14 protein-coding genes, 1 tRNA gene and 3 rRNA genes are annotated in these 21706 nt (G+C 42.2%); 10 read left to right on the forward strand and 8 right to left on the reverse strand.

The window, feature by feature from the left end:
- Window positions 1-102: 102 nt before the first annotated feature.
- Window positions 103-600: a YegJ family protein gene (locus V6R21_RS08635; protein ID WP_334242755.1), complete on the forward strand. Its 498-nt coding sequence runs from the start codon at window positions 103-105 to the stop codon at window positions 598-600.
- 287 nt (window positions 601-887) lie between these two features.
- Window positions 888-4043, forward strand: coding sequence for an Ig-like domain-containing protein (locus V6R21_RS08640; protein ID WP_334242757.1), 3156 nt, complete (start codon window positions 888-890; stop codon window positions 4041-4043).
- A gap of 74 nt (window positions 4044-4117) precedes the next feature.
- Here the strand turns inward: V6R21_RS08640 and V6R21_RS08645 are convergent, their stop codons facing one another.
- A complete protein-coding gene (locus tag V6R21_RS08645) occupies window positions 4118-4996 on the reverse strand; it encodes a hypothetical protein (RefSeq protein WP_334242759.1) in 879 nt (292 codons plus the stop codon).
- Between the two features lie 236 nt (window positions 4997-5232).
- Between V6R21_RS08645 and V6R21_RS08650 the strand changes: the two genes are divergently transcribed.
- From V6R21_RS08650 to V6R21_RS08660, 3 genes are all read left to right on the forward strand, one after another.
- The gene (locus V6R21_RS08650) at window positions 5233-6438 is read left to right on the forward strand and encodes an aspartate aminotransferase family protein (RefSeq protein WP_334242762.1); all 1206 of its coding nucleotides are present in this window, start codon (window positions 5233-5235) and stop codon (window positions 6436-6438) included.
- 52 nt (window positions 6439-6490) lie between these two features.
- Window positions 6491-7066, forward strand: a complete 576-nt coding sequence (locus V6R21_RS08655) for an HAD family hydrolase (protein ID WP_334242765.1) — start codon at window positions 6491-6493, stop codon at window positions 7064-7066.
- Window positions 7067-7128: 62 nt separating this feature from the next.
- Window positions 7129-7710: a uracil-DNA glycosylase family protein gene (locus tag V6R21_RS08660; RefSeq protein ID WP_334242767.1), complete on the forward strand. Its 582-nt coding sequence runs from the start codon at window positions 7129-7131 to the stop codon at window positions 7708-7710.
- Between the two features lie 56 nt (window positions 7711-7766).
- On the opposite strand, the gene V6R21_RS08665 is transcribed toward V6R21_RS08660, so the two are convergent.
- Window positions 7767-8705 (reverse strand): hypothetical protein, encoded by a 939-nt coding sequence (locus V6R21_RS08665; protein ID WP_334242769.1) that lies wholly within the window; start codon window positions 8703-8705, stop codon window positions 7767-7769.
- A 1267-nt stretch (window positions 8706-9972) separates the two neighbouring features.
- Between V6R21_RS08665 and V6R21_RS08670 the strand changes: the two genes are divergently transcribed.
- The 5 genes from V6R21_RS08670 (at window position 9973) to V6R21_RS08690 (ending at window position 15699) form a co-directional block, all read left to right on the forward strand.
- Window positions 9973-11496, forward strand: a 16S ribosomal RNA gene (locus V6R21_RS08670).
- Window positions 11497-11600: 104 nt separating this feature from the next.
- Window positions 11601-11674, forward strand: a tRNA-Ala gene (locus tag V6R21_RS08675).
- A 175-nt stretch (window positions 11675-11849) separates the two neighbouring features.
- Window positions 11850-14661, forward strand: a 23S ribosomal RNA gene (locus V6R21_RS08680).
- Window positions 14662-14748: 87 nt separating this feature from the next.
- A 5S ribosomal RNA gene (rrf, locus tag V6R21_RS08685) occupies window positions 14749-14860 on the forward strand.
- Together the 16S, 23S and 5S rRNA genes with 1 tRNA gene alongside form the textbook arrangement of a ribosomal RNA operon.
- A gap of 77 nt (window positions 14861-14937) precedes the next feature.
- A complete protein-coding gene (locus tag V6R21_RS08690) occupies window positions 14938-15699 on the forward strand; it encodes a sulfite exporter TauE/SafE family protein (protein WP_334242771.1) in 762 nt (253 codons plus the stop codon).
- Window positions 15700-15779: 80 nt separating this feature from the next.
- On the opposite strand, the gene V6R21_RS08695 is transcribed toward V6R21_RS08690, so the two are convergent.
- The 6 genes from V6R21_RS08695 to V6R21_RS08720 all read right to left on the reverse strand — a co-directional run bounded on the left by V6R21_RS08695 (window position 15780) and on the right by V6R21_RS08720 (window position 21658).
- The gene (locus V6R21_RS08695; RefSeq protein WP_334242773.1) at window positions 15780-16946 is read right to left on the reverse strand and encodes an iron-containing alcohol dehydrogenase; all 1167 of its coding nucleotides are present in this window, start codon (window positions 16944-16946) and stop codon (window positions 15780-15782) included.
- 137 nt (window positions 16947-17083) lie between these two features.
- A complete protein-coding gene (porG, locus tag V6R21_RS08700; RefSeq protein WP_334242775.1) occupies window positions 17084-17806 on the reverse strand; it encodes a type IX secretion system protein PorG in 723 nt (240 codons plus the stop codon).
- A gap of 179 nt (window positions 17807-17985) precedes the next feature.
- On the reverse strand, window positions 17986-18921 hold the full coding sequence (locus V6R21_RS08705; RefSeq protein WP_334242778.1) for a DUF6089 family protein: 936 nt from the start codon (window positions 18919-18921) through the stop codon (window positions 17986-17988).
- 214 nt (window positions 18922-19135) lie between these two features.
- Window positions 19136-20020: an NAD kinase gene (locus V6R21_RS08710; protein WP_334242780.1), complete on the reverse strand. Its 885-nt coding sequence runs from the start codon at window positions 20018-20020 to the stop codon at window positions 19136-19138.
- 72 nt (window positions 20021-20092) lie between these two features.
- Window positions 20093-20791 (reverse strand): CBS domain-containing protein, encoded by a 699-nt coding sequence (locus V6R21_RS08715; RefSeq protein WP_334242782.1) that lies wholly within the window; start codon window positions 20789-20791, stop codon window positions 20093-20095.
- Window positions 20792-20896: 105 nt separating this feature from the next.
- Window positions 20897-21658 carry an alpha/beta fold hydrolase gene (locus tag V6R21_RS08720; RefSeq protein WP_334242784.1) on the reverse strand — a complete coding sequence of 254 codons (762 nt, stop codon included), beginning with the start codon at window positions 21656-21658 and terminating at the stop codon, window positions 20897-20899.
- Window positions 21659-21706: the final 48 nt, after the last annotated feature.

Genomic DNA, 21706 nt, shown 5'->3' on the forward strand with positions numbered 1-21706 from the left:
TTTGATATGGATAAGTAACAAAGTGTGGAATGGTGTTTCAACTTTTTCTATGTGGTGTTATATTTGATTATCACTAGAATGCAATTTGTTAAAAACCCAAACATGATGACTAAAACTACACTAACACTGCTGTTACTTTATGTGACACTGCTTAACCCTCTATCTATTTTTGGGCAGGATGCAGACAAACCTTCAACTTACAAGACAGTCTCTGGTGACCCAGAAATGGAAGAAGCAATCGCTTCGGCTAAAGCTACATTTGATGAGTTTGTAAAAGCGCTGGAAGAAAAGGATGAAAAGAATACTTTTTTTTCGATAAAGCTCCCTTTTAAAACTTCTACAGGACATGAGCACATCTGGTTATCCTATATTGAAAAGCGAGAAGGAGCATTTTGGGGACTGATAGATAACCTGCCTAACCATATCAGTGGATTTGAAATTGGGGATCGGGTAAAAATAGACCCTGAAGCTATTTCTGATTGGTTTTATATCAATAGGGGAAAGCTGATTGGAGGATATACCATCAGAGTCATTCGAGATAGGATGTCGCCAAAAGAGCGTGAACAGTTTGATCAGGCATACGGCTTGGTTATTGACTGATGGGTGAAATATTTTCAAACACCTTGACTAAAACTCAAGGTGTTTTTTTATGCCTTGTAAATACCTTCTTTTTATGTATATGAATTAGGTATGAAGCCTTTGAAAATGAATTGTATTGATAATGTTTCATTGATGAAATACAGGTGATGGTGTGCAAAATGGGAGATGTTTGGAGTCGGCTGTTTTACTTGCAGTATTGATTTCTCGGTCAATTCAGGTTCATACTAAATGGGTTACTTGTACATGCTTGAAAAGCAATTGTTTACAATGTAAATCCAAAAACTGACATGAATTCGACTCTACAAACCCTGCTAAAAGTAGCTGGGTTACTTTTGCTTGTGACTTTTTCAGCACAGGCAAATACTGACAAATACCGTTTGATCTTGCGGGATGATCCTGCTACTACGGCAACAATTGGCTGGAACCAGATTTCAGGTTCAAGTCCCGTTGTGTATTATGGTACTACAGACCAAGGAACCAACTGGTCGGCTTACCCGATGAGTAAGTCGGTAGACAGGTCGGTGTCTGATAGGGGCATGAGTAACCACTTTGCCCGATTGACAGGCTTACAACCTAACACTGCTTACTATTTTGTGATTAAGGATAGTGAGGGAACTAGCCAACGTTTCTGGTTTAAGACTGCCCCTAATAGTTCGGATGCCCGCTTCTCTTTTATTGCAGGAGGTGACTCACGTAACAACCGCACTCCTCGTCAGAATGCCAATAGACTGGTAGCAAAACTGCGTCCTCATGCAGTTTTGTTTGGAGGAGATATGACTGACTCTGGAACCAATACCCAATGGCAAAACTGGTTTGATGATTGGCAGTTGACCACAGGAACTGATGGTCGCATGATTCAGATTGTGGCAACCAGAGGTAATCATGAGGGGAATAATTCAATCTTGGTGAACCTGTTTGATGTACCTTCATCAGAAGTGTATTATGCGTTGACCTTTGGGGGAAACCTGATTCGTACTTATACCTTGAATACAGAAATCTCAATCAGTGGCAATCAGACCACTTGGTTGCAGAATGACCTACAGGCCAATAATAACGTAGTGTGGAAAATGGCTCAATACCATAAGCCGATGCGTCCTCACGTTAGTGGTAAGTCAGAAGGAAACAACCAGTATAATTATTGGGCACAGTTATTCTATGATTACAAAGTGAAAATGGTGGTGGAATGTGATGCTCATACAGTTAAAACAACATGGCCTGTCCGTCCTTCAACAGGTAGTGGTAGTGATGAGGGGTTTATTAGGGATGATGAAACAGGTTCTGTATATGTGGGGGAAGGCTGTTGGGGAGCTCCTCTTCGCACAAACGATGATAGTAAGAATTGGACACGGAATACTGGGGTGTTTAATCAGTTCAAGTGGATATTTGTGGATAAGGCAAGAATTGAAGCTAGAACCATTCGCGTTGATAATGCTACTTCGGTAGGTCAGGTAAGTGACAATGATATTTTTACAGCACCAGTCAACTTGGATATATGGAACCCAAGCAATGGAGCAGTGGTAACGATTGAAAACGATAATGTATCGGTACCTGAAGTTTCCCTGACAGCTCCGATAGATGGCGCATATTATGATACACCTCAGGCAATTACACTGTCTGCAAATGCTTCCGATACTGATGGGAGTATATCAAAAGTGGAGTTTGTGGTCAATGGTCAAGTTATAGCGACTGATACATCTGCTCCTTATGCGGTAAGTTATAGTATACCTGCTGATGGTGTCTACTCAGTGACAGCAAAAGCAACGGATAATGATGGTTATAGTAGCACTTCATCTGTAGCTACTTTTAATGTAGGAGTAATACAAGAGCATATCAGTATTCGAATCAATTCGGGTAATGATGATGTGGAAGAGAATACAGATGGCTCAATGTATATGAATAGCTCTGATATTGAATTGGTAAGTGATGGTAGCAGAGGGAATCAGGTAATCGGTCTAAGGTTTACAGGCTTGGCTATTCCACAAGGAGCGGTGATCAATACTGCAAATATTCAGTTTACCGTTGATGAAACTGCCAATGAAAGTGGTACTAAATATATCTATGCACACGATACAGACAATGCAAGTGCATTTACCACTTCCGCAAGCAATGTTTCGTCAAGAAGTAAGACGACAGCTTCAGTATCTTGGAGTCCTGCTACTTGGTCTTCTGTAGGAGCTTCAGGAGCTGATCAGCGTACACCTGATTTGAAAGGGGTTGTACAGGAAGTAGTAAATCGTAGCGGTTGGAATGCTGGCAATGCGATGGCTTTTGTAATTGAAGGGTCGGGTAAGAGAACGGCTGAAGCTTATGAAGGCTCATCATCATTGGCAGCTTTGCTGAATGTTACTTATACTGTAGGGGAAGGGGTATCGACTTATACGCTTTCAACAGGCGCTTCAAATGGTTCAATTGGCCGTAGCCCTGATCAGTCTACATATGAGAGTGGTACTTCTGTAATGTTGACAGCAATACCTAATAGCGGTTATGAATTTGCAGGATGGAGTGGTGATAACTCAGGTATTGCCAACCCACTTACAGTTGTGATGAATGGTAATAAGAATATTACAGCAAGCTTTACCCCTATATCTACAGGTGGAGAAGAGTTTACGGTAAGCAGCAAAGTGAGTACAGGAAATGATGATGCCGAAGAAGCGGAGTCAGGGAAGATGTACCTTACAAGTTCTGATCTTGAGTTGGTGTATGACAGTTATCAGTCGGCAGGCAATCAGCAGGTAGGAATGAGATTCACGAATATAGAAGTGCCACAAGGAGCTGTGATTACCAATGCCTATATCCAGTTTACGGTAGATGAAACCAAGAATGACTCTGGAACACTAAATGTATATGGACAGGATGTGGATAACGCTGCTACTTTTACCTCATCCAATAATAATATCTCTTCAAGAAGTAAGACAACAGCTTCAGTGTCGTGGAGTCCTGCTACTTGGTCTTCAGTAGGAGCTTCAGGGACAGCACAACATACACCTGATTTGAAAAATATAGTGCAAGAAATCGTAAATCGTAGCGGGTGGCAACAAGGAAGTGCGATGGTTATGATAGTGATAGGAAACGGTAGAAGGATCGCAGAGTCTTACAATGGTTCTAGTAATGCAGCTCCTGAACTGTATATTACCTATCAGTCTGCGTCTGGTGCGCGGGTGGCGGCTACAAGTTCATCACTTTTAGAGGTAGTAGCGCCAAGAGTGTATCCGGTTCCTTTTGACAATACATTGAACTTTGAGGTGTCATTGGCAACAGATGGAAATATTCAGGTCACTTTCCGAAATGCTAATGGGCAAGTACTGGCAACAAGGTCTGTGTATGGTATAAAAGTAGGCAAGCAAGTGGTAGCTGTAGATACAGCGGATTTGCCAGCTGGTTTTTACCTCTGTGAATTGACAGGGATAGGAATAAATGAATCCTTTAGGGTGATTAAAAAATAGATTACCTGAGTCCTAAGTGTAATGGAAGGTTCCATCGTAAAGTTTGTTATAGCGTTACTTTGGAACCTTCTTTATTATGCATTTTCAAGTATAACCTCCTCTTTTGGTTTTATTGACCTTATGATGATAAAGGCAATCATAGGAAATACGGCATGAGGTACTCTATAGATGGTTTCATGTAGCCATTGTCCAAGTGTAGCTGTGAAAAGTTGCGCATCTATATGTGCTGTAATACGGGCTAATGAAGTCAATACCCCCCAAGCAACCATATACAATAACATAGGCTGTTGAATGGCAGGGATAAATATGCCAATAGCAACAATCATGTCTATTACTCCTGCAGCAAATAGCATTGACTTGGCAAATTCTTCACTAACCCCAAGTGTATTGATCGTCATATCTACAAAGTGCCCTGGCAAAGGATAATAACCCAAGGCATATAAGCCATGACCGATAAATGTCAGGGCTATAGCGACTTTGATTGCAGTAACAGGAACTCGTTTTGTTTCGCTTTTGCTGACCCACCATAAAAGTAAAGGAGCCCCAAACTGGCTGGAGTACTCAATGAGTTGACCTAGTTGATAATACTTTTCCTTACAGTAAAGTACCGCAAGCATAAATAGTCCGACACTTCCAAGCAACAGCAAAAAGCGACTGAACTTTTCCCACTTTTTAGAGAATACCAGCCATGTAGCGAAAATGCCTAATAGATATATTATGCCTGTACTTCTGATGAGTATCTGTATAACCAAGTCAGTGGTAGGACTAGTGACATATTCAAACCAAGTGACATCAAAGGTAGATTCCACAAAGCCTTTCAGAAGTCCTTCATCCCACAGAAGTGTTCGGAATGGAGCATCCCAGAGAAGATGTTGCCAAGCACGCCCTAAAAAAACAGCCATACAGCTAACTTGGAGCAAGCGAACTGGCAACGGTAGTTGATCAGTTTTCATAATAAAAAGTTTAAGCTGAGAAATAGATATAAGGTTAGGGTAAATTTGACTGTATCAAGGGTTTGAACCAATTCTTCAGTGGATTATTTCATTGCGATAAGTAAGACTTAAAATAGTGTTCATCCTTAGTTTATATATACCGGTTAGGTGGTGGGGCTTAATACTTTTGAACGGGGCTAAACAGCTGTATTGTCCTGAGTGTTTTCTTCTTAACTTTGAGGAAAATTTTTTATACGATGATAGAGAACAAGAGCAATAGAGAAATATTCAACGAGTATCAGGCGCCAACTTCACCATACCCGTTAGGCTTAGAGATAGATTATGCCAAAGGTGTTTTCATGTACGGTACAGATGGAAAGCGCTACATGGACATGATTTCAGCAATAGCAGTCAATAACTTGGGTCATTGCCATCCAAATGTGGTTAAGGCAGTTAAGGATCAGGTGGATAAGTATATGTTTGTAATGGTATATGGTGAGTTTGTTCAGAAACCTCAAACTGACTTAACCCGTAGGTTGGTATCTGTATTACCTGAACAACTGAACTGTACATACTTCGTGAATTCTGGTACAGAGGCAAACGAGGCTGCCGTTAAATTGGCAAAAAGATATACAGGTCGTGCTGAAATCGTTAGTTTCCGCCGTTCTTATCATGGAAATACACAGGGTTCTTTAAGTATCTCGGGAAACGAGATGAAGAAGAACGCCTTCCGTCCACTATTGCCAGGTGTCCGTTTTATTGATTTCAATAAGATGGAAGACCTTGAGCAGATTACTGAAAATACGGCAGGAGTAATTATGGAGCCGATTCAGGGAGATGCTGGGGTTCGTGTTCCTGATGTTGCTTATATGAAAGCCTTGCGTAAGCGATGTGATGATGTGGGAGCTGTTTTGATCTTTGATGAAATTCAGACAGGTTTCGGAAGAACAGGTAAACTGTTTGCCTTTGAGCATTTCGGAATTGTGCCAGATGTAATAACAGTAGCCAAAGGGATTGCCGGAGGTATGCCAATGGGTGCCTTCATTGGAGAAAGGGAAATGATGAAAACGCTTTCACATGACCCAATATTAGGGCATATTACAACATTTGGTGGACACCCAGTCTCTTGTGCCGCAGCAGATGCAACGCTTAAAACGCTGATTGAGGAAAACATCATTGAGGATGTGGAGCGTAAAGGGCAACTGATTGAGGATAGACTCAGTGTGCATCCTGCTGTTCAGGAGATCAGACGTAAAGGATTGATGTTCGCGATTGATATGAAAGATTTTGACTTAGTCAATCGTATAGTGATGAAGTGTATAGAAAGGGGAGTGATTACTTATTGGTTCTTGTCCACTCCTAATGCCTTCCGCCTTGCGCCACCATTGGTGATTACTGATGAGGAGATACATTATGCTTGTGATGTGATTCTGGAGGTGATTGAAGAAGAATATAAAAAGTAAGCATAATGACAGTCCTACTTTTTCCAGATAAGGATAACCCAATTTTTTTATCATGACAAAGCAACAAATGTTGATCATCTTAGATTTAGACGAAACGCTGGTTTTTGGGACAAAAGAGCTTTTAGATAGTATGCCAAACTTTACTGCGGGTGAGTATCATATTTATGTACGACCTCACTTTGAAAGTTTTATTCGTAGCTTGTCCTCTCAATTTAGATTGGCAATCTGGTCTTCAGCAACGGATGATTATGTATTTGATGTGGTCGAAAATTTAATCTCTGAAGATATTAACTTAGAGTTTGTATGGGCAAGAAGTAATTGTAAAGTCAAGTTTAAGGTCCAAGTTGACGAATACGGTTATTATGATGCTAACCCTCGTAATCATTATTACTATGTGAAGCCTCTCAAAAAAGTAAAGAGAAGAGGCTTTCCATTAGAAAGAGTCTTGATTGTTGATGATACAGTGTCAAAGTCAGAGGAAAATTATGGGAACGTAATTTATCCAAAGCCTTATTTTGGAGATAAAGAGGATAATGAACTATTAGCCTTGTTGGAATACCTTCAGATGTTGAAAGAGGTAGATAATGTGAGAGAAATTGAGAAACGTGGTTGGAGGAATTGCTTATAGAAATCAATCAATAGGGGGCAGGGAGTCGATTCTTTCTGTCCTTTATTTTATTAGTACAGTATATGGAAGCGTTGTTAAAGGAAGTCAGTGCTTGTACGGTTTGTGAAAAACATCTGCCATTTGGAGTCAGACCTGTTGTGTCATTACAACCCGATTGCAAGATCCTGTTAATTAGTCAGGCTCCGGGAATGCGTGTACACCAATCCGGTATTCCTTGGGATGATTTGAGTGGTAATAGGTTAAGGGAATGGTTGGATGTTTCAGATGACGTGTTTTATGATACGACCAATTTTGGTGTGTTACCAATGGGGTTTTGTTATCCGGGAAAAGGTAAATCGGGTGATTTGCCTCCAAGAAAGGAGTGTGCTCCCCTTTGGCATCCTCGCTTGCTTGAGTCTCTGAAACAAGTAAAGCTGACTGTTTTGATCGGACAATATGCTCAGAAGTATTACTTGAAAGGGGGCTTTAAGTCTAACCTGACCAAAACAGTGAAAGAGTTTGATACTTTTTTACCCAACTATTTCCCATTACCTCATCCTTCTCCCAGAAATGGAATTTGGCTGAGGAAAAACAGCTGGTTCGAAGAAGATGTAATACCTTGCCTTCAATCTTTGGTAAAAGAAATTCTTGCTGTAGACAAATAAAAAAGGAATACCCTAAGTATTCCTTTTTTCATGAACTGTATATTTTTAGTTGATCATCATTCTCCAAACTTGTGTAGTACTCCATCGATCACCTTACGAGTTTCCAACCAGTTTTTTCGGTGCTTCATATCCAGCACCTTAGTGAGTTTATAGTTGACCACTTCAGATAGAGGTACCAACTCTTTTACAAGCCATTTAGGATCATACATACTTACCTCCTTGAATTCTTGGGATCTGATACCATGCGATCGCATTATTTTTTCCCGCTTTTCAAATAGTTTGATGGCAAGGTAAACTTTACCAAATACTGAAGCATAAGCGGCATTCTCTTTCTGCTGATAGGCAACCACTTCTTCAAATACCTTATATAATGGACGAAGTTGTTCAGAAAAACTATCTCTTTCCTGATAGTAAATCAGCTTCGCATTTGCATAAGTTGCAAGAAGCTGTTCTTTCCCACCTAAGTATTGCATTTCCATTTCATAAAGAGAGAGTACAATATCCTGAAGTTGCGTTTTTGTGATCGGATCACGTTCAACCTTTTCTAGGTGACTGTAATAGCGGATAGCTTTTTCATAAAGCTCATTATGCAGGTAAGGCACCTCTGTAAGTATCCAATGTAGTTGGTTTCGGATTTGCATAGAAAGGGAGTCTGAATAAGTAACCTGCGTCATCCGGTTCCTTTTTTCAAACTCTTCAATCAAGCGGTTTAAGTTGGAGTAGGCTCTCATAGTTTTGTCAGGTGACTTACCCCAGCATGCTCCATCAGAAGCACAACCGTATTTTAAAGAACCGTCAACTGCTTTTTTGTCTTCTCCAGCTCCTTCAATGTTATTTTCAGCTTTATACTTAGTGATATAAATGCTTTGTGTTTCAGAAAGTTCAAGTTGTAATTGGGTAGTGTCGGTTTTTAGCCAATCAAGTTTACTTTGTGCAATCACATTATTTATGGTGAATGCAGCTATCAGTAACAGAAAGTATTTAGTTTTAGCCATTGTTAGTATCAACTTAGGGTTGTGGTTTTCTTAATTTCTAATATGAGTATTTAATTATTTGATTTCAAGAGAATTATGATTTAGGGTTGTGTACTCCTTCAAGGGTTGATTAAAATTCCTATCAATTATTTAACCATTCTGGTAAACTATCTTGGTAGTTTTATAAAATAATACTCTTCAAAGTCAACGAGGCATGGAAAGGCTTGGTATAGTGATATTAAGAAAAAATCACCTTATAGAAACCTTATGATTTACAGGTTTAGAGTTGGTAGTCTTTTTTCGTTCGGTCAGATTGTGTTGCTTATTACAGTGTTCTTATTCAATGTTGAAGTCATAAGCATTATTTAAACTGTACATAACGATCATATATAATTTCTTTCAGGTAGCTCTACGTTAACTTTCAAGTTGAGGTTCAATCATTCTAGAGGATGGGTATAGGTTAATATGCTATAATATATAGTTAGAATGTCAATTGCCTGAAGATGATAATGGAGTTATTTTGTTGAGGTTGATTAAATGTATCCGAATGAATAATTGTTTTATATATAAGGTGACAAAGTATGGTTCATGATATTTGATACCTGTGTGTTTTAATCAACTTGATTTGAGGTGAAATAATGGAGGTTTAATCATAAAGGTGTGATGATTAAAATAGTTCTTTAAAAAGAATTAGTTGTAATTCACTTTTAATCAGTGCGTTGTGGTTAGATTAACTTTCATTATTCCCAAAATGCAATTCTAGGTCTTGCACAGCAATAACTTTTTCCTACCTTTGCACTCCGCAAAACGGGAAACACCCGCAGCGGTCAGCCACTCCAACGGGAGCGGTGATAATGCTTCCTGACAGCGACAATGGATAAGTTAAAATTAATTCACAATGTTGCTTGCAAATAACGGGGAAAAGGTTTTACCTTTGCATCCGCTTCTTTCGGGAAGGTTTTCGGGCTAACGGCTTGAAAATAAAAAATAGCGAAAAGTGCTTGCAAACAAAAAAGGTTTTCTTACCTTTGCAGCCGCTTCAAGCGAAAAGGTTCCGGAAGGATCCACGGAAAAGTCCAAGAAGTTGGATTTTGAAAAGTTCTTTGAGAGGATTTAGGACAGTGGTAAGAGATAAAGCTTTAGGGTTTTATTTCGATCACGCAAAACAAGTACGACAAGACAAGCACAAGCGTCAATTCCAACAATTGAAAAGCAGGAGACAGGTCAGAAAACACGACGACAATTGGAGCTGTTCCTTTCAAGGGGCAGCCCAAGTCAACAATCTCTTACAATGGAGAGTTTGATCCTGGCTCAGGATGAACGCTAGCGGCAGGCCTAATACATGCAAGTCGCGGGGTAGGGTTTCCTTCGGGGAGCCTGAGACCGGCGCACGGGTGCGTAACGCGTATGCAACCTGCCCGCTGCAGGGGAATAGCCCGGAGAAATCCGGATTAATGCCCCGTAGCACTGTTTACCTGCATGGGTGAATAGTTAAAGGAGCGATCCGGCAGCGGATGGGCATGCGTCTGATTAGCTAGTTGGCGGGGTAACGGCCCACCAAGGCCACGATCAGTAGGGGTTCTGAGAGGATGATCCCCCACACTGGTACTGAGACACGGACCAGACTCCTACGGGAGGCAGCAGTAGGGAATATTGGGCAATGGGCGCAAGCCTGACCCAGCCATGCCGCGTGAGCGAAGAAGGCCCTCGGGTCGTAAAGCTCTTTTATAGGGGAAGAACAAGTGGGGTGCGCCCTGCTCTGACGGTACCCTATGAATAAGCACCGGCTAACTCCGTGCCAGCAGCCGCGGTAATACGGAGGGTGCAAGCGTTGTCCGGAATTATTGGGTTTAAAGGGTACGCAGGCGGTCTGTTAAGTCAGTGGTGAAAGTTCACAGCTCAACTGTGAAAGTGCCATTGATACTGGCAGACTTGAGTACCGGAGAGGTAGGCGGAATTCCCCATGTAGCGGTGAAATGCACAGATATGGGGAGGAACACCGAAAGCGAAGGCAGCCTACTGGCCGGTAACTGACGCTCAGGTACGAAAGCGCGGGGAGCGAACAGGATTAGATACCCTGGTAGTCCGCGCCGTAAACGATGAAGACTAGGTGTCTGCCCTTCGGGGTGGGTGCCCAAGCGAAAGTGATAAGTCTTCCACCTGGGGAGTACGCTGGCAACAGTGAAACTCAAAGGAATTGACGGGGGTCCGCACAAGCGGTGGAGCATGTGGTTTAATTCGATGATACGCGAGGAACCTTACCTGGGCTCGAATCCCATTCGACAGGTCTAGAGATAGATCTTTCTTCGGACGGATGGGAAGGTGCTGCATGGCCGTCGTCAGCTCGTGCCGTGAGGTGTTGGGTTAAGTCCCGCAACGAGCGCAACCCCTACCTTCAGTTACCATCGGGTAAAGCCGGGGACTCTGGAGGAACTGCCTGCGCAAGCAGAGAGGAAGGCGGGGACGACGTCAGGTCATCATGGCCCTTACGCCCAGGGCTACACACGTGCTACAATGGTAGGGACAGAGGGCAGCGACATGGCGACATGAAGCGAATCCCAAAAACCCTATCTCAGTTCGGATCGCAGCCTGCAACTCGGCTGCGTGAAGCTGGAATCGCTAGTAATCGCGTATCAGCAATGACGCGGTGAATACGTTCCCGGACCTTGTACACACCGCCCGTCAAGCCATGGGAGTTGGGTGGGCCTGAAGAGGGTGGCCGTAACAGGAGCTCTCAAGGGCAAAACCAGCGACTGGGGCTAAGTCGTAACAAGGTAGCCGTACCGGAAGGTGCGGCTGGAACACCTCCTTTCTGGAGACCGTCCCTGCAGTTGTAGGGGAAGGCGCCTGTGCCGTTGGTTGTACGGCGTGAACACTGTCCAAGTCACTCAAAACAATCCTTGAGATTAGATGACCGGGGGATTAGCTCAGCTGGCTAGAGCGCCTGCTTTGCACGCAGGAGGTCATCGGTTCGACTCCGATATCCTCCACCTCATTTTCCGGGTATTCCCTTCAAGTTTCAGACGAGAAACAGGACAAGGGAGACCGCAAGACGGAAAAGAAAGGTTCTTTGACATACTGCCAAATTAAAAAGCAACGAGGCCTGCCTGCCGCAGTTGATGCTGATTGTTCGGTATTGACGGCAGGCGGCAAGAAGAAAAGCAAGAGAAAGTAATAAAGGGCGTACAGTGGATGCCTGGGCTTCCAGAGGCTATGAAGGACGCGACAAGCTGCGAAAAACTTCGGGGAGGTGCACATGACCCTTGATCCGAAGGTATCCGAATGGGACAACCCACCATGCTGAAGGCATGGTTTTAGAGCCAACGCGGGGAACTGAAACATCTAAGTACCCGCAGGAAGAGAAAACAAGAGTGATTCCGCAAGTAGTGGCGAGCGAACGCGGAGAAGCCCAAACCGTCGGTGTTACGGCACTGTCGGGGTTGTAGGGCTTGCATAATGTGAAGACACGGAACTGGAAGGCGCTGGAAAGCGCCGCCGCAGAGGGTGAGAGTCCCGTACAGGCAATGTGTTGATCAGGCAAGTACCCTGAGTAGGGGGGAGCCGGTGAAACTCCCTCTGAAGCAGGCAGCACCATCTGCCAAGGCTAAATACTCCTGGAAGACCGATAGCGAACAAGTACCGTGAGGGAAAGGTGAAAAGCACCGTGAATAACGGGGTGAAACAGATCCTGAAACTGTACGCCTACAAGCGGTCGGAGCCCATCAGTTGGGTGACGGCGTGCCTTTTGCATAATGAGCCTACGAGTTGCACCTCACCAGCAAGGTTAAGTTCTTCAAGGGACGGAGCCGCAGCGAAAGCGAGTCTGAATAGGGCGCCATAGTTGGTGGGGGCAGACGCGAAACCGTGTGATCTACCCATGGCCAGGGTGAAGACGGGGTAACACCCGTTGGAGGCCCGAACCAGTTGACGTTGAAAAGTCTTTGGATGAGCTGTGGGTAGGGGTGAAAGGCCAATCAAACTCGGAAATAGCTCGTACTCCCCGAAATGCCTTTAGGGGCAGCGTGGGGTGTTTTCTTGCGGAGGTAGAGCTACCGATTGGACTAGGGGGCTTCACCGCCTACCGAATCCAGACGAACTCCGAATGCCGCAAGATTAAGCCCTGCAGTGAGGGCTGGGGTGCTAAGGTCCCAGTCCGAGAGGGAAAGAACCCAGACCGCCGGCTAAGGTCCCCAAATCTGTGTTAAGTTGAACAAAGGAAGTGCAGTCGCGGAGACAGCCAGGATGTTGGCTTGGAAGCAGCCATTCATTTAAAGAGTGCGTAACAGCTCACTGGTCGAGTGACAGCGCATCGATAATAATCGGGCATTAAACACAGTACCGAAGCCGCGGACTAGCAATAGTGGTAGGGGAGCATTCTACGGGCATCGAAGCCGCATGGTGATGTGTGGTGGAGCGCGTAGAAAAGCAAATGTAGGCATAAGTAACGATAAAGAGGGTGGGAACCCCTCTCGCCGAAAGACCAAGGTTTCCCGGGCAACGCTAATCGGCCCGGGGTCAGTCGGGACCTAAGGCTAAGCCGAAGGGCGATGCCGATGGCAAGCGGGCAAATATTCCCGCACCCGCATGGCAACGAAAGTGACGGAGTGTGTGACTCCTCGCGCAGTGACGGAATACTGCGTTGAAGGACTCGTCCGACAGTACTGCAAACCCTCGGGGGCGCAGATAGCAGGGGGAGCACGCTTCCAAGAAAAGCAAGCCATGCGGCCCGTACCGCAAACCGACACAGGTGGTTGGGTTGAGCATACTAAGGCGCTCGAGTGATTCATGGCTAAGGAACTAGGCAAAATGGTCCTGTAACTTCGGGAGAAAGGACGCCTCCTCCTTCGGGAGAGGCCGCAGTGAAAAGGCCCAGGCGACTGTTTAACAAAAACACATGGCTTTGCGAAGTTGAAAGACGATGTATAAGGCCTGACACCTGCCCGGTGCCGGAAGGTTAAGGGGGGACGTTAGCGTAAGCGAAGCGTTGAACCGAAGCCCCGGTAAACGGCGGCCGTAACTATAACGGTCCTAAGGTAGCGAAATTCCTTGTCGGGTAAGTTCCGACCTGCACGAATGGTGTAACGATCTGGGCACTGTCTCGGCCATGAGCTCGGTGAAATTGTAGTCGCGGTGAAGATGCCGCGTACCCGCAACGGGACGAAAAGACCCCATGAACCTTTACTGCAGCTTAGCATTGGCTCTGGGTAAGTGATGTGTAGGATAGGCGGGAGACTGTGAACCGGGTTCGCCAGGATCCGGGGAGTCGCCCTTGAAATACCGCCCTTTGCTTGCCTGGTGTCTAACCCTTAACGGGGGACATTGCTTGGCGGGTAGTTTGACTGGGGTGGTCGCCTCCAAAAGAGTAACGGAGGCTTTCAAAGGTCCCCTCCGTACGGTCGGCAACCGTGCAGAGAGCGCAATGGCACAAGGGGGCTTGACTGTGAGGCTGACAAGCCGAGCAGGTAGGAAACTAGGACATAGTGATCCGGTGGTTCCGCATGGAAGGGCCATCGCTCAAAGGATAAAAGGTACTCTGGGGATAACAGGCTGATCTCCCCCAAGAGCTCACATCGACGGGGAGGTTTGGCACCTCGATGTCGGCTCGTCACGTCCTGGGGCTGGAGAAGGTCCCAAGGGTTGGGCTGTTCGCCCATTAAAGTGGCACGCGAGCTGGGTTCAGAACGTCGTGAGACAGTTCGGTCTCTATCTGTTGTGGGCGTAGGAAGCCTGAGGAGTTCTGACTTTAGTACGAGAGGACCGAGTTGGACGAACCTCTGGTGCACCGGTTGTTCCGCCAGGAGCATTGCCGGGTAGCTATGTTCGGATGGGATAAGCGCTGAAAGCATCTAAGCGCGAAACCCGCTCCGAGATGAGGCTTCCCTTAAAGGGGTGTTGTAGATGACAACGTCGATAGGCTGCAGGTGAAAGGGTTGAGAGACCCGGGCCGAGCAGTACTAATCCCCCGTGACTTTCCTTCGCTTTTCTTCTGCCCGCAAGGCGGGCAGGCCTCCAGGCAGTATGGTACTATAAAAATCAAAGAAACAGAAAGCCTTTCAAAAGCCTTCATGGCGGTGAGAGCGCGGGTGAACACCTCTTCCCATTCCGAACAGAGCAGTTAAGCCCCGCAGCGCCGATGGTACTGGGATAACACCCGGGAGAGTAGGTCACTGCCAGTCTTATACAAGCACAAAGCCTTGCACATATCAATATGTCGCAAGGCTTTTTTTGTATTTAATAATTGCTACTTTTCAATATGGAAACTCAAGAGCTACTATTAATCTTAACCTTATTTAGTGCAGGTCTCTTTGCTGGAATAATTAACACATTAGCTGGTGGTGGATCAGTTTTCACACTGTCAGCAATGATATTTGCTGGAATACCGGCAAATATTGCGAATGCGACAAATAGAGTGGGTGTTTTACTTCAAGGAATGGTGTCTGTTAAGAAGTTTCATGATAAAAAACTATTAGAAACTTCAGAGTGGCCATATTTGATTCCAATTACATTAGGAGCTTTAGCCGGATCATGGTTTGCAGTGGATATTGATGAGGAAGTTTTAGAGAAAGTCATTGGAGGAATAATGGTAATTCTTCTTTTGGTCACTATTTTCAAAGTAAAACCAACATTGGATGAATCTCCAAAGTCAAAGTCCCTTATAAAACAGGTATTTGCTTACTTAATGTTATTTGTATCGGGCTTTTACGGAGGCTTTATTCAGGCAGGAGTAGGTATATTACTATTGGTAACATTATCTGTAACTACAAACTGGAGTATTCTTCAAGCAAATAGTTTTAAGTTATTGGCAGTGTTAGTGTTTACTATTCCTGCATTAGCAATATTTATATACAATGATTTAATCAACTGGTATTATGCATTAATACTGTCTTTAGGACAAATGTTAGGGGCTTATTTGGCTAGCGTATTTGGAACGACTCATCCTAAGGCTGGTATATGGGTAAAAAGGTTATTAGTAGTGGTGATTATATTTACTATTATCAAAACATTTTTATTTTAAAAATAGAAATAAAGTCCTTTGATAACATCATTAAAAATGAAATCAAAGGACTCTATCTAATTAAGGAATAGATGAAGTGATTAATAGCTCATCTCAACAATTTCCCTTACTTTTTCGGGTGTAATATCAGCTTTTTCTCCTAAGCCTTTCCAACCCCTATCTTCAAATCTTTTTACAATGATATCTGAAGTTTGCTGGTAATCATCAGTGTATTCAGAAATTTTGGTTTGTATACCTAGAGAATGGAAAAACTCAACAGTTTTGATAATAGCATTCTCTGCTCGCTCATCATCTGAACCTTCAGTAATACCCCAAATTCTTTCACCATATTGGATTAACTTGTCTTTCTTATTATCAAACATGACACGGTAGAGGTTTGGAGCTATAATTGCCAATGTTCTAGCGTGGTCAATACCGTAAAGCGCCGTTAATTCATGGCCAATCATATGTGTCGCCCAGTCTGTAGGGACACCAAGTCTCAGAATGCCATTTAAAGCCATTGTACATGACCACATAAAGTTCGATGCAGCATTATAATTATTGGGGTCTTTTAATACCTTAGGACCTTCCTCAATGAGTGTATGTAAGATTCCTTCTGCAATACGGTCCTGTAGTGGTGCATTTGCAGGGTAAGTCAGGTATTGCTCCATGACATGTGTAAAAGCATCGGTAACACCGTTCGCAATTTGTCGTTCAGGTAAGGAGCTGATAACTTGAGGATCTAAAATGGAGAATTTAGGGAAACACAAAGGACTTCCAAAAGCCAGTTTTTCTTGCGTTTCTACACGTGTTACGACAGAGCCTGAGTTCATTTCTGATCCTGTAGCAGGAAGTGTCAGTATAGTGCCAAATGGGATAGCCTCAGTAAGTTGTTTGCCTAACCCTTTGCTAAGAATATCCCAAGGATTGTCTCCTTTAAATGGAACGGCTGCAGAGATGAATTTAACACCGTCAATTACAGAGCCACCACCAACGGCAAGAATAAAATCAATCCCTTCTTCGCGGATGATTTTTACTGCTTTCATTAGTGTTTCGTAATGGGGGTTGGGTTCGATACCTCCAAACTCAGTGATCTTATATTCTTTGAGAGCATTTATTACCTGATCATATACTCCATTTTTTTTAATACTACCACCGCCGTATGCCAAAAGGACTTTACTGTTAGCAGGAATTTCATTAGGGATATTACTTATTTGGTCTTTACCAAAAATCAGTTTGGTAGGATTATGAAACTCAAAGTTATTCATCTGTTTACTTTTATATATGATGTTAATGTAGATACTTCTCTATAACCGAAAGAGAAAAATAAAGTTTTTGGTAAATAAAAATAACAAAGCACAGCTTTTAAGGCTGTGCTTTGTTGTATATAAGATGTAAAGGAATCTTAGAAAATATTGTAGCTAGGGGGTGGGCATTTCACTGTGTAGAAATGTCTACTGAATATAAGAGATAGAGCAAAGAAGTTATCTTTAGTTTTATCATCATAATACTCAAATTTAGGTGTAGTCAGAGCGTTTCCTGAACGATTCACGTCTCTTAGCCCTTCTGTATAGTCAGAGAAAGAATGGGTAATGTCCAATTCAATATTCATATCCCATTTTTTACTGATTCTAGTTTTAACTCCAACACCTAAAGGTGCTACAACAGCTAGGTGTTGTGGTTCTGAACCCCCAGAAACCATTTCAGGTCGTTTGGACCATATAAAATATCCTACTCCTAATGAGGCAAAAACATATGGTGTGATTTTATCCTGATGTTTTCGGTCTGTTCTGAAAGGAAGAAAGTTATACTCTACACCAGTTGAAAACTCAGGGAATATAGTACTGAAGCTATAGTTTCGTATGTTTTGGAAGTCATTGTTGACTTCTGCATCATCACCAGTTAGCCACCTGACCATTACCCTATTTCTCCAACTTACATAATTGTTGAAATGGTATCGTGCTAGAATTTGCCCGCTTACTCTTGTGTTGGATATGACAGGGTATTGAGCAAGATCTCCTATATACATGGACCCTCCTGCTCCTAGTCCTAATTCCCATTCTTGAGAAAAGCCAACAGTAGCAGAAAGTAAAAGAAAAGTGAGAATAGATATAATACGTTTAATCATGATTGAGCAACCTTAAAAAAGCTTAGTGAAATAGCTGGTATTTCTTACATGCAAGTGGTTTTAAAGGATTCTAATTTCAAAAACTCCTCCAAAATACATAATAGGTTAAGCTAAAGCTAAAAAAATCCAGTGACTATTGATACAATCACTGGATTTTAATCATGATATATTAATAACTATTATCTGAATTTAGGTGTCTTTACACCACTGCTAAAGATATAGTTCAAAAACACACCGAAACTCATATAAACATCTTTGTTGTCAGGGTCCCCTCGAATATCTACTTGGCTTTCCGCAAATTCCTGATAGGTACTGTAATCAGGGTTGCCACCATTGTAGATGTCAATAAAGTCAGGAACATCCCTAGGATCACCATCTGCTGTAGTTTTTTCATGACCTCTAAAAGCAAATTGGTAGGCATCCTCGCTTATATTTGGGTTGTAATACTTACCACTAACATCGTCAAGGTAGTCTGTGAGTGTATAGCGGACTAGTGCTTCAACCCCAATATCCATCTTGTTACTGATTTTATAACGGATACCGATACCTACAGGAAATGCAATTGAAATAGGAGAGTAGCTCTCACCTTCAGTTTCAAGCTTTCTTAGGTTAGTCCAATCTCCATTATTAGGGTCTTGTGCTTGAGGTGCATGATGAAATACAGCAACACCAACAGACAAATATGGAATAGGGATTTTCTTTCTACGATAATAGACACCTTCATTTTTAAATACATCAATAACAGCCATTGCTGAGAGCTCAGTAATAAAGTTTCTGAAATGAAGGTTACGGTAGTATCGACCTAAGTTTTCTGAGTTTTGTTTTGCATTTGCATCGTCACCTGCAATAATAATTTCAGATAGCATTAAACGGCCAGAGACCCTTGGAGTAAATCGTTTCATTACAAAACCTCCAAAGCTTGGACGTGTTTTATCCCAGTCAAAGCTACCTGTGTTAGATTTTGGAGTAACATCACCTAAATAATGGGAAACATTCATCGTTCCACCAACACTCCAGTATCGTTTTTTACGGGTAAATTTATACCTCTGGCCATATGAAGTATAGGCCATAGAGAGCCCTACCAATAAGAGAAGAAGAATACGCAGCTTTCTCATAAATAGTGTATTTAAGCCTTAAGGCTATAAATTTGGTCTTAATTTTCTTGGCTTATTAAAGAATTAAAGAAATTTGGAATAGTGTAGTTTATTAATCAGAAATAAAAATAGTAAAATCTTCAGTCCATTTGCAATGCATTTGTATTCAGTGCAAGTTTTGGAGTACCTTTTTGAAGATTTGAATATGAAAAACAGTATATATTAAGTTTTTTTTTCAATTTCGGGCATCAATCCCCCAATTAAGTTTTATTCTCAAAGTATTTAAAAAATTATCTCCGCTGAATTTGATTAGCCTTGCTGGGTAATCATTTTTTCTTACAGCTAATTTGATACTGGCATCTACAGCTCTAGAGCGCGTATCTAATGATACCAAAAAGTTCTTACTCCTGCCTTCTATCTCAAATGAGATGACACTGTTGTCAGAAACCACTAAAGGTCTGACATTTAGATTGTGAGGGCAGACAGGTGAAATAATAAAATTATTAGAGTCTGGAATGACCACAGGTCCGCCTACACTCAAAGAATACCCAGTAGATCCTGTAGGTGTAGACACAATTAGTCCATCAGCCCAATAAGTATTCAAATATTCACCATCCAAGTAAGTGTGTACTTGAATCATTGATGAGGTATCTCTTTTCGTTATTGTAAATTCATTTAGTCCAAAATTCAGGCCATTAAAAATATCCTGATTGGACTCAAGTTTTAACATAATGCGCTCATCAATGGTGTAGTTGCCGTTTAGCATTGCATCAATTGCGGCTTCTACATTCTCTTTTGGCGTAGTTGCTAAAAAACCAAGACGCCCTGCATTCACACCAAGTACAGGAATCGGTAGATCTTTAATATATGTTAAAGCTTGGAGTAATGTTCCATCACCACCAAAGCTAATCATATAGTGTACTTTTTCTAGATCCTTATGATCTTTAAAAACGTTGAAAACAGGTAGTTTAGTATTATTTAAAGTTGAGATAAAATCACTTAATTCTGCTGAAAGCAGTAAATCGACATTTGATCTTTTAGAAAGATTGTCAATTATCTTAAATAAGAATGGTACTTTTTCTGGATCAAGCTTTCTGCTATGAATTGCAATTCTAGTCATTTGAATGTATTACCTGTTTGTTAGATAGTGACAATATTATGGAATATTGTCGAACTGTCCTTCAATTTAGGCTTACAATTCCAAGTATTTCAATAACATCTGAATACGTTCTGAACGGTTGTTTCTAACGTCTTCATCACTGAACTGACTGATTATTTGGTAGTTAAATCGTTCGAAAGTGGCGATTATGTAGGATAAGTCCTTGGTATTCACTTTCAAAGTGACTAACATTTTTTGAGGATCATCTGGAATATGTTGGATATATGTGCTGAGAATGCGTGTGTTATTGGATTCTACAAGCCTACTGATCTCAGCCAAAGAATACTGAATGGCATCTACTTGAAGGACAACAATACCACCGGGCATTTGACTGGCAAACATACTGGCAACAGCCTTTACCAAGTCTTTAATGATAATACTTCCGATATAGTGCTTTTGATCATCAAGGACAGGAAGAATATCAGTGTCGTGTTCTTCAACAGCATAAAGAACTTCATATAAGTGCATATACTGTGTCACATAGACTTCCTGATGTTTGATGAGTGCATACTCCAAGGAATTAACACCATGCGTAAGGTCTAGGTCAAAAAGATCACTTTCGGAGATGATACCATAGTATTTTCCATTTTCTACTACGGGGAGCTGTTGGACGCCGAATTCATCCATCCAATCAAAGATTTTATCGGTGGGGTCGCCTTTTTGGACAGATGGGACGAGTTGGTTAATATATTCTTGTGCAATCATAGAGGTTCCTTCTGTTATCTGATGCATACCGTACAAAATACAAAAAGTACCGAAGAAAGGATGATTGTTTAGTTAATTCTCATTCTTCGGTACTTATGTAATGTTTAATTTTTATCTACGATAAAAGATAACTTAAATTCTGTTTTGCTCCAAGAAGGAATCCAAAATATGGTTAAATGCTTCAGGTTGCTCCATCATTGGCGCATGACAACATTTATCGATAAACTTTAGTTCACTGTTAGGAATCAGGCTATTGAACTCATGTGCTACTTGAGGAGGTGTAATTGTATCATTCAATCCCCAGATTAGCAATGTAGGTACTGTAATTGCCTTGATTTCATCACGCATATTGTGGCGTTGAGCAGACCTGGCAATATACACGATACGTAGACATTTGGCATTGGAGTTTGTGATCTCAAACACCTCATCTACGAGCTCCTTGCTGGCAACTTCAGGGTCATAGAAAGTATAGGCTACTTTTTCCTTGATGAATTCGTAGCTACCTCTTTTAGGATAAGAAGCACCCATGCTGTTTTCATATAGTCCAGAGCTTCCTGTCAAGATAAGTCTTTTAACCTTGTCTTGATTTCTTAAGGTATAGATTAACCCAACATGTCCACCAAGTGAGTTACCTAGCAAAGTCATATTTTCAAGCCCTTTGAGAGCTACAAACTCTTCTACATGAGAGGTCAAACCTTCTAGTCCAGCCTGTTTTAATGGAATCTCATAGATAGGTAGCATAGGGATGATTACCCTGTATTTCTTTGAAAAATGGTCAAGTACGCCCGACCAGTTGCTCAAAGCTCCGAAAAGTCCGTGCAGGAGTAAAAGCACTTCCCCTTCGCCCTCATCAATGTACTTAAAACCGTTTTCTTCTCTAATATTCAAGCTCATCCTCTGTAAGTTTATAAAATATGCGGCAAAAATACCATATAATATATT

Source organism: Limibacter armeniacum (assembly GCF_036880985.1).
Taxonomy (GTDB): domain Bacteria; phylum Bacteroidota; class Bacteroidia; order Cytophagales; family Flammeovirgaceae; genus Limibacter; species Limibacter armeniacum.

Excerpts from the sequence above, each read along its gene's own strand:
- V6R21_RS08635 (WP_334242755.1), top strand. The coding sequence starts at position 103 with ATGATGACTAAAACTACACTAACACTGCTGTTACTTTATGTGACACTG.
- V6R21_RS08640 (WP_334242757.1), top strand. The coding sequence starts at position 888 with ATGAATTCGACTCTACAAACCCTGCTAAAAGTAGCTGGGTTACTTTTG.
- V6R21_RS08645 (WP_334242759.1), bottom strand. The coding sequence starts at position 4,996 with ATGAAAACTGATCAACTACCGTTGCCAGTTCGCTTGCTCCAAGTTAGC.
- V6R21_RS08650 (WP_334242762.1), top strand. The coding sequence starts at position 5,233 with ATGATAGAGAACAAGAGCAATAGAGAAATATTCAACGAGTATCAGGCG.
- V6R21_RS08655 (WP_334242765.1), top strand. The coding sequence starts at position 6,491 with ATGACAAAGCAACAAATGTTGATCATCTTAGATTTAGACGAAACGCTG.
- V6R21_RS08660 (WP_334242767.1), top strand. The coding sequence starts at position 7,129 with ATGGAAGCGTTGTTAAAGGAAGTCAGTGCTTGTACGGTTTGTGAAAAA.
- V6R21_RS08665 (WP_334242769.1), bottom strand. The coding sequence starts at position 8,705 with ATGGCTAAAACTAAATACTTTCTGTTACTGATAGCTGCATTCACCATA.
- V6R21_RS08690 (WP_334242771.1), top strand. The coding sequence starts at position 14,938 with ATGGAAACTCAAGAGCTACTATTAATCTTAACCTTATTTAGTGCAGGT.
- V6R21_RS08695 (WP_334242773.1), bottom strand. The coding sequence starts at position 16,946 with ATGAATAACTTTGAGTTTCATAATCCTACCAAACTGATTTTTGGTAAA.
- porG (WP_334242775.1), bottom strand. The coding sequence starts at position 17,806 with ATGATTAAACGTATTATATCTATTCTCACTTTTCTTTTACTTTCTGCT.
- V6R21_RS08705 (WP_334242778.1), bottom strand. The coding sequence starts at position 18,921 with ATGAGAAAGCTGCGTATTCTTCTTCTCTTATTGGTAGGGCTCTCTATG.
- V6R21_RS08710 (WP_334242780.1), bottom strand. The coding sequence starts at position 20,020 with ATGACTAGAATTGCAATTCATAGCAGAAAGCTTGATCCAGAAAAAGTA.
- V6R21_RS08715 (WP_334242782.1), bottom strand. The coding sequence starts at position 20,791 with ATGCATCAGATAACAGAAGGAACCTCTATGATTGCACAAGAATATATT.
- V6R21_RS08720 (WP_334242784.1), bottom strand. The coding sequence starts at position 21,658 with ATGAGCTTGAATATTAGAGAAGAAAACGGTTTTAAGTACATTGATGAG.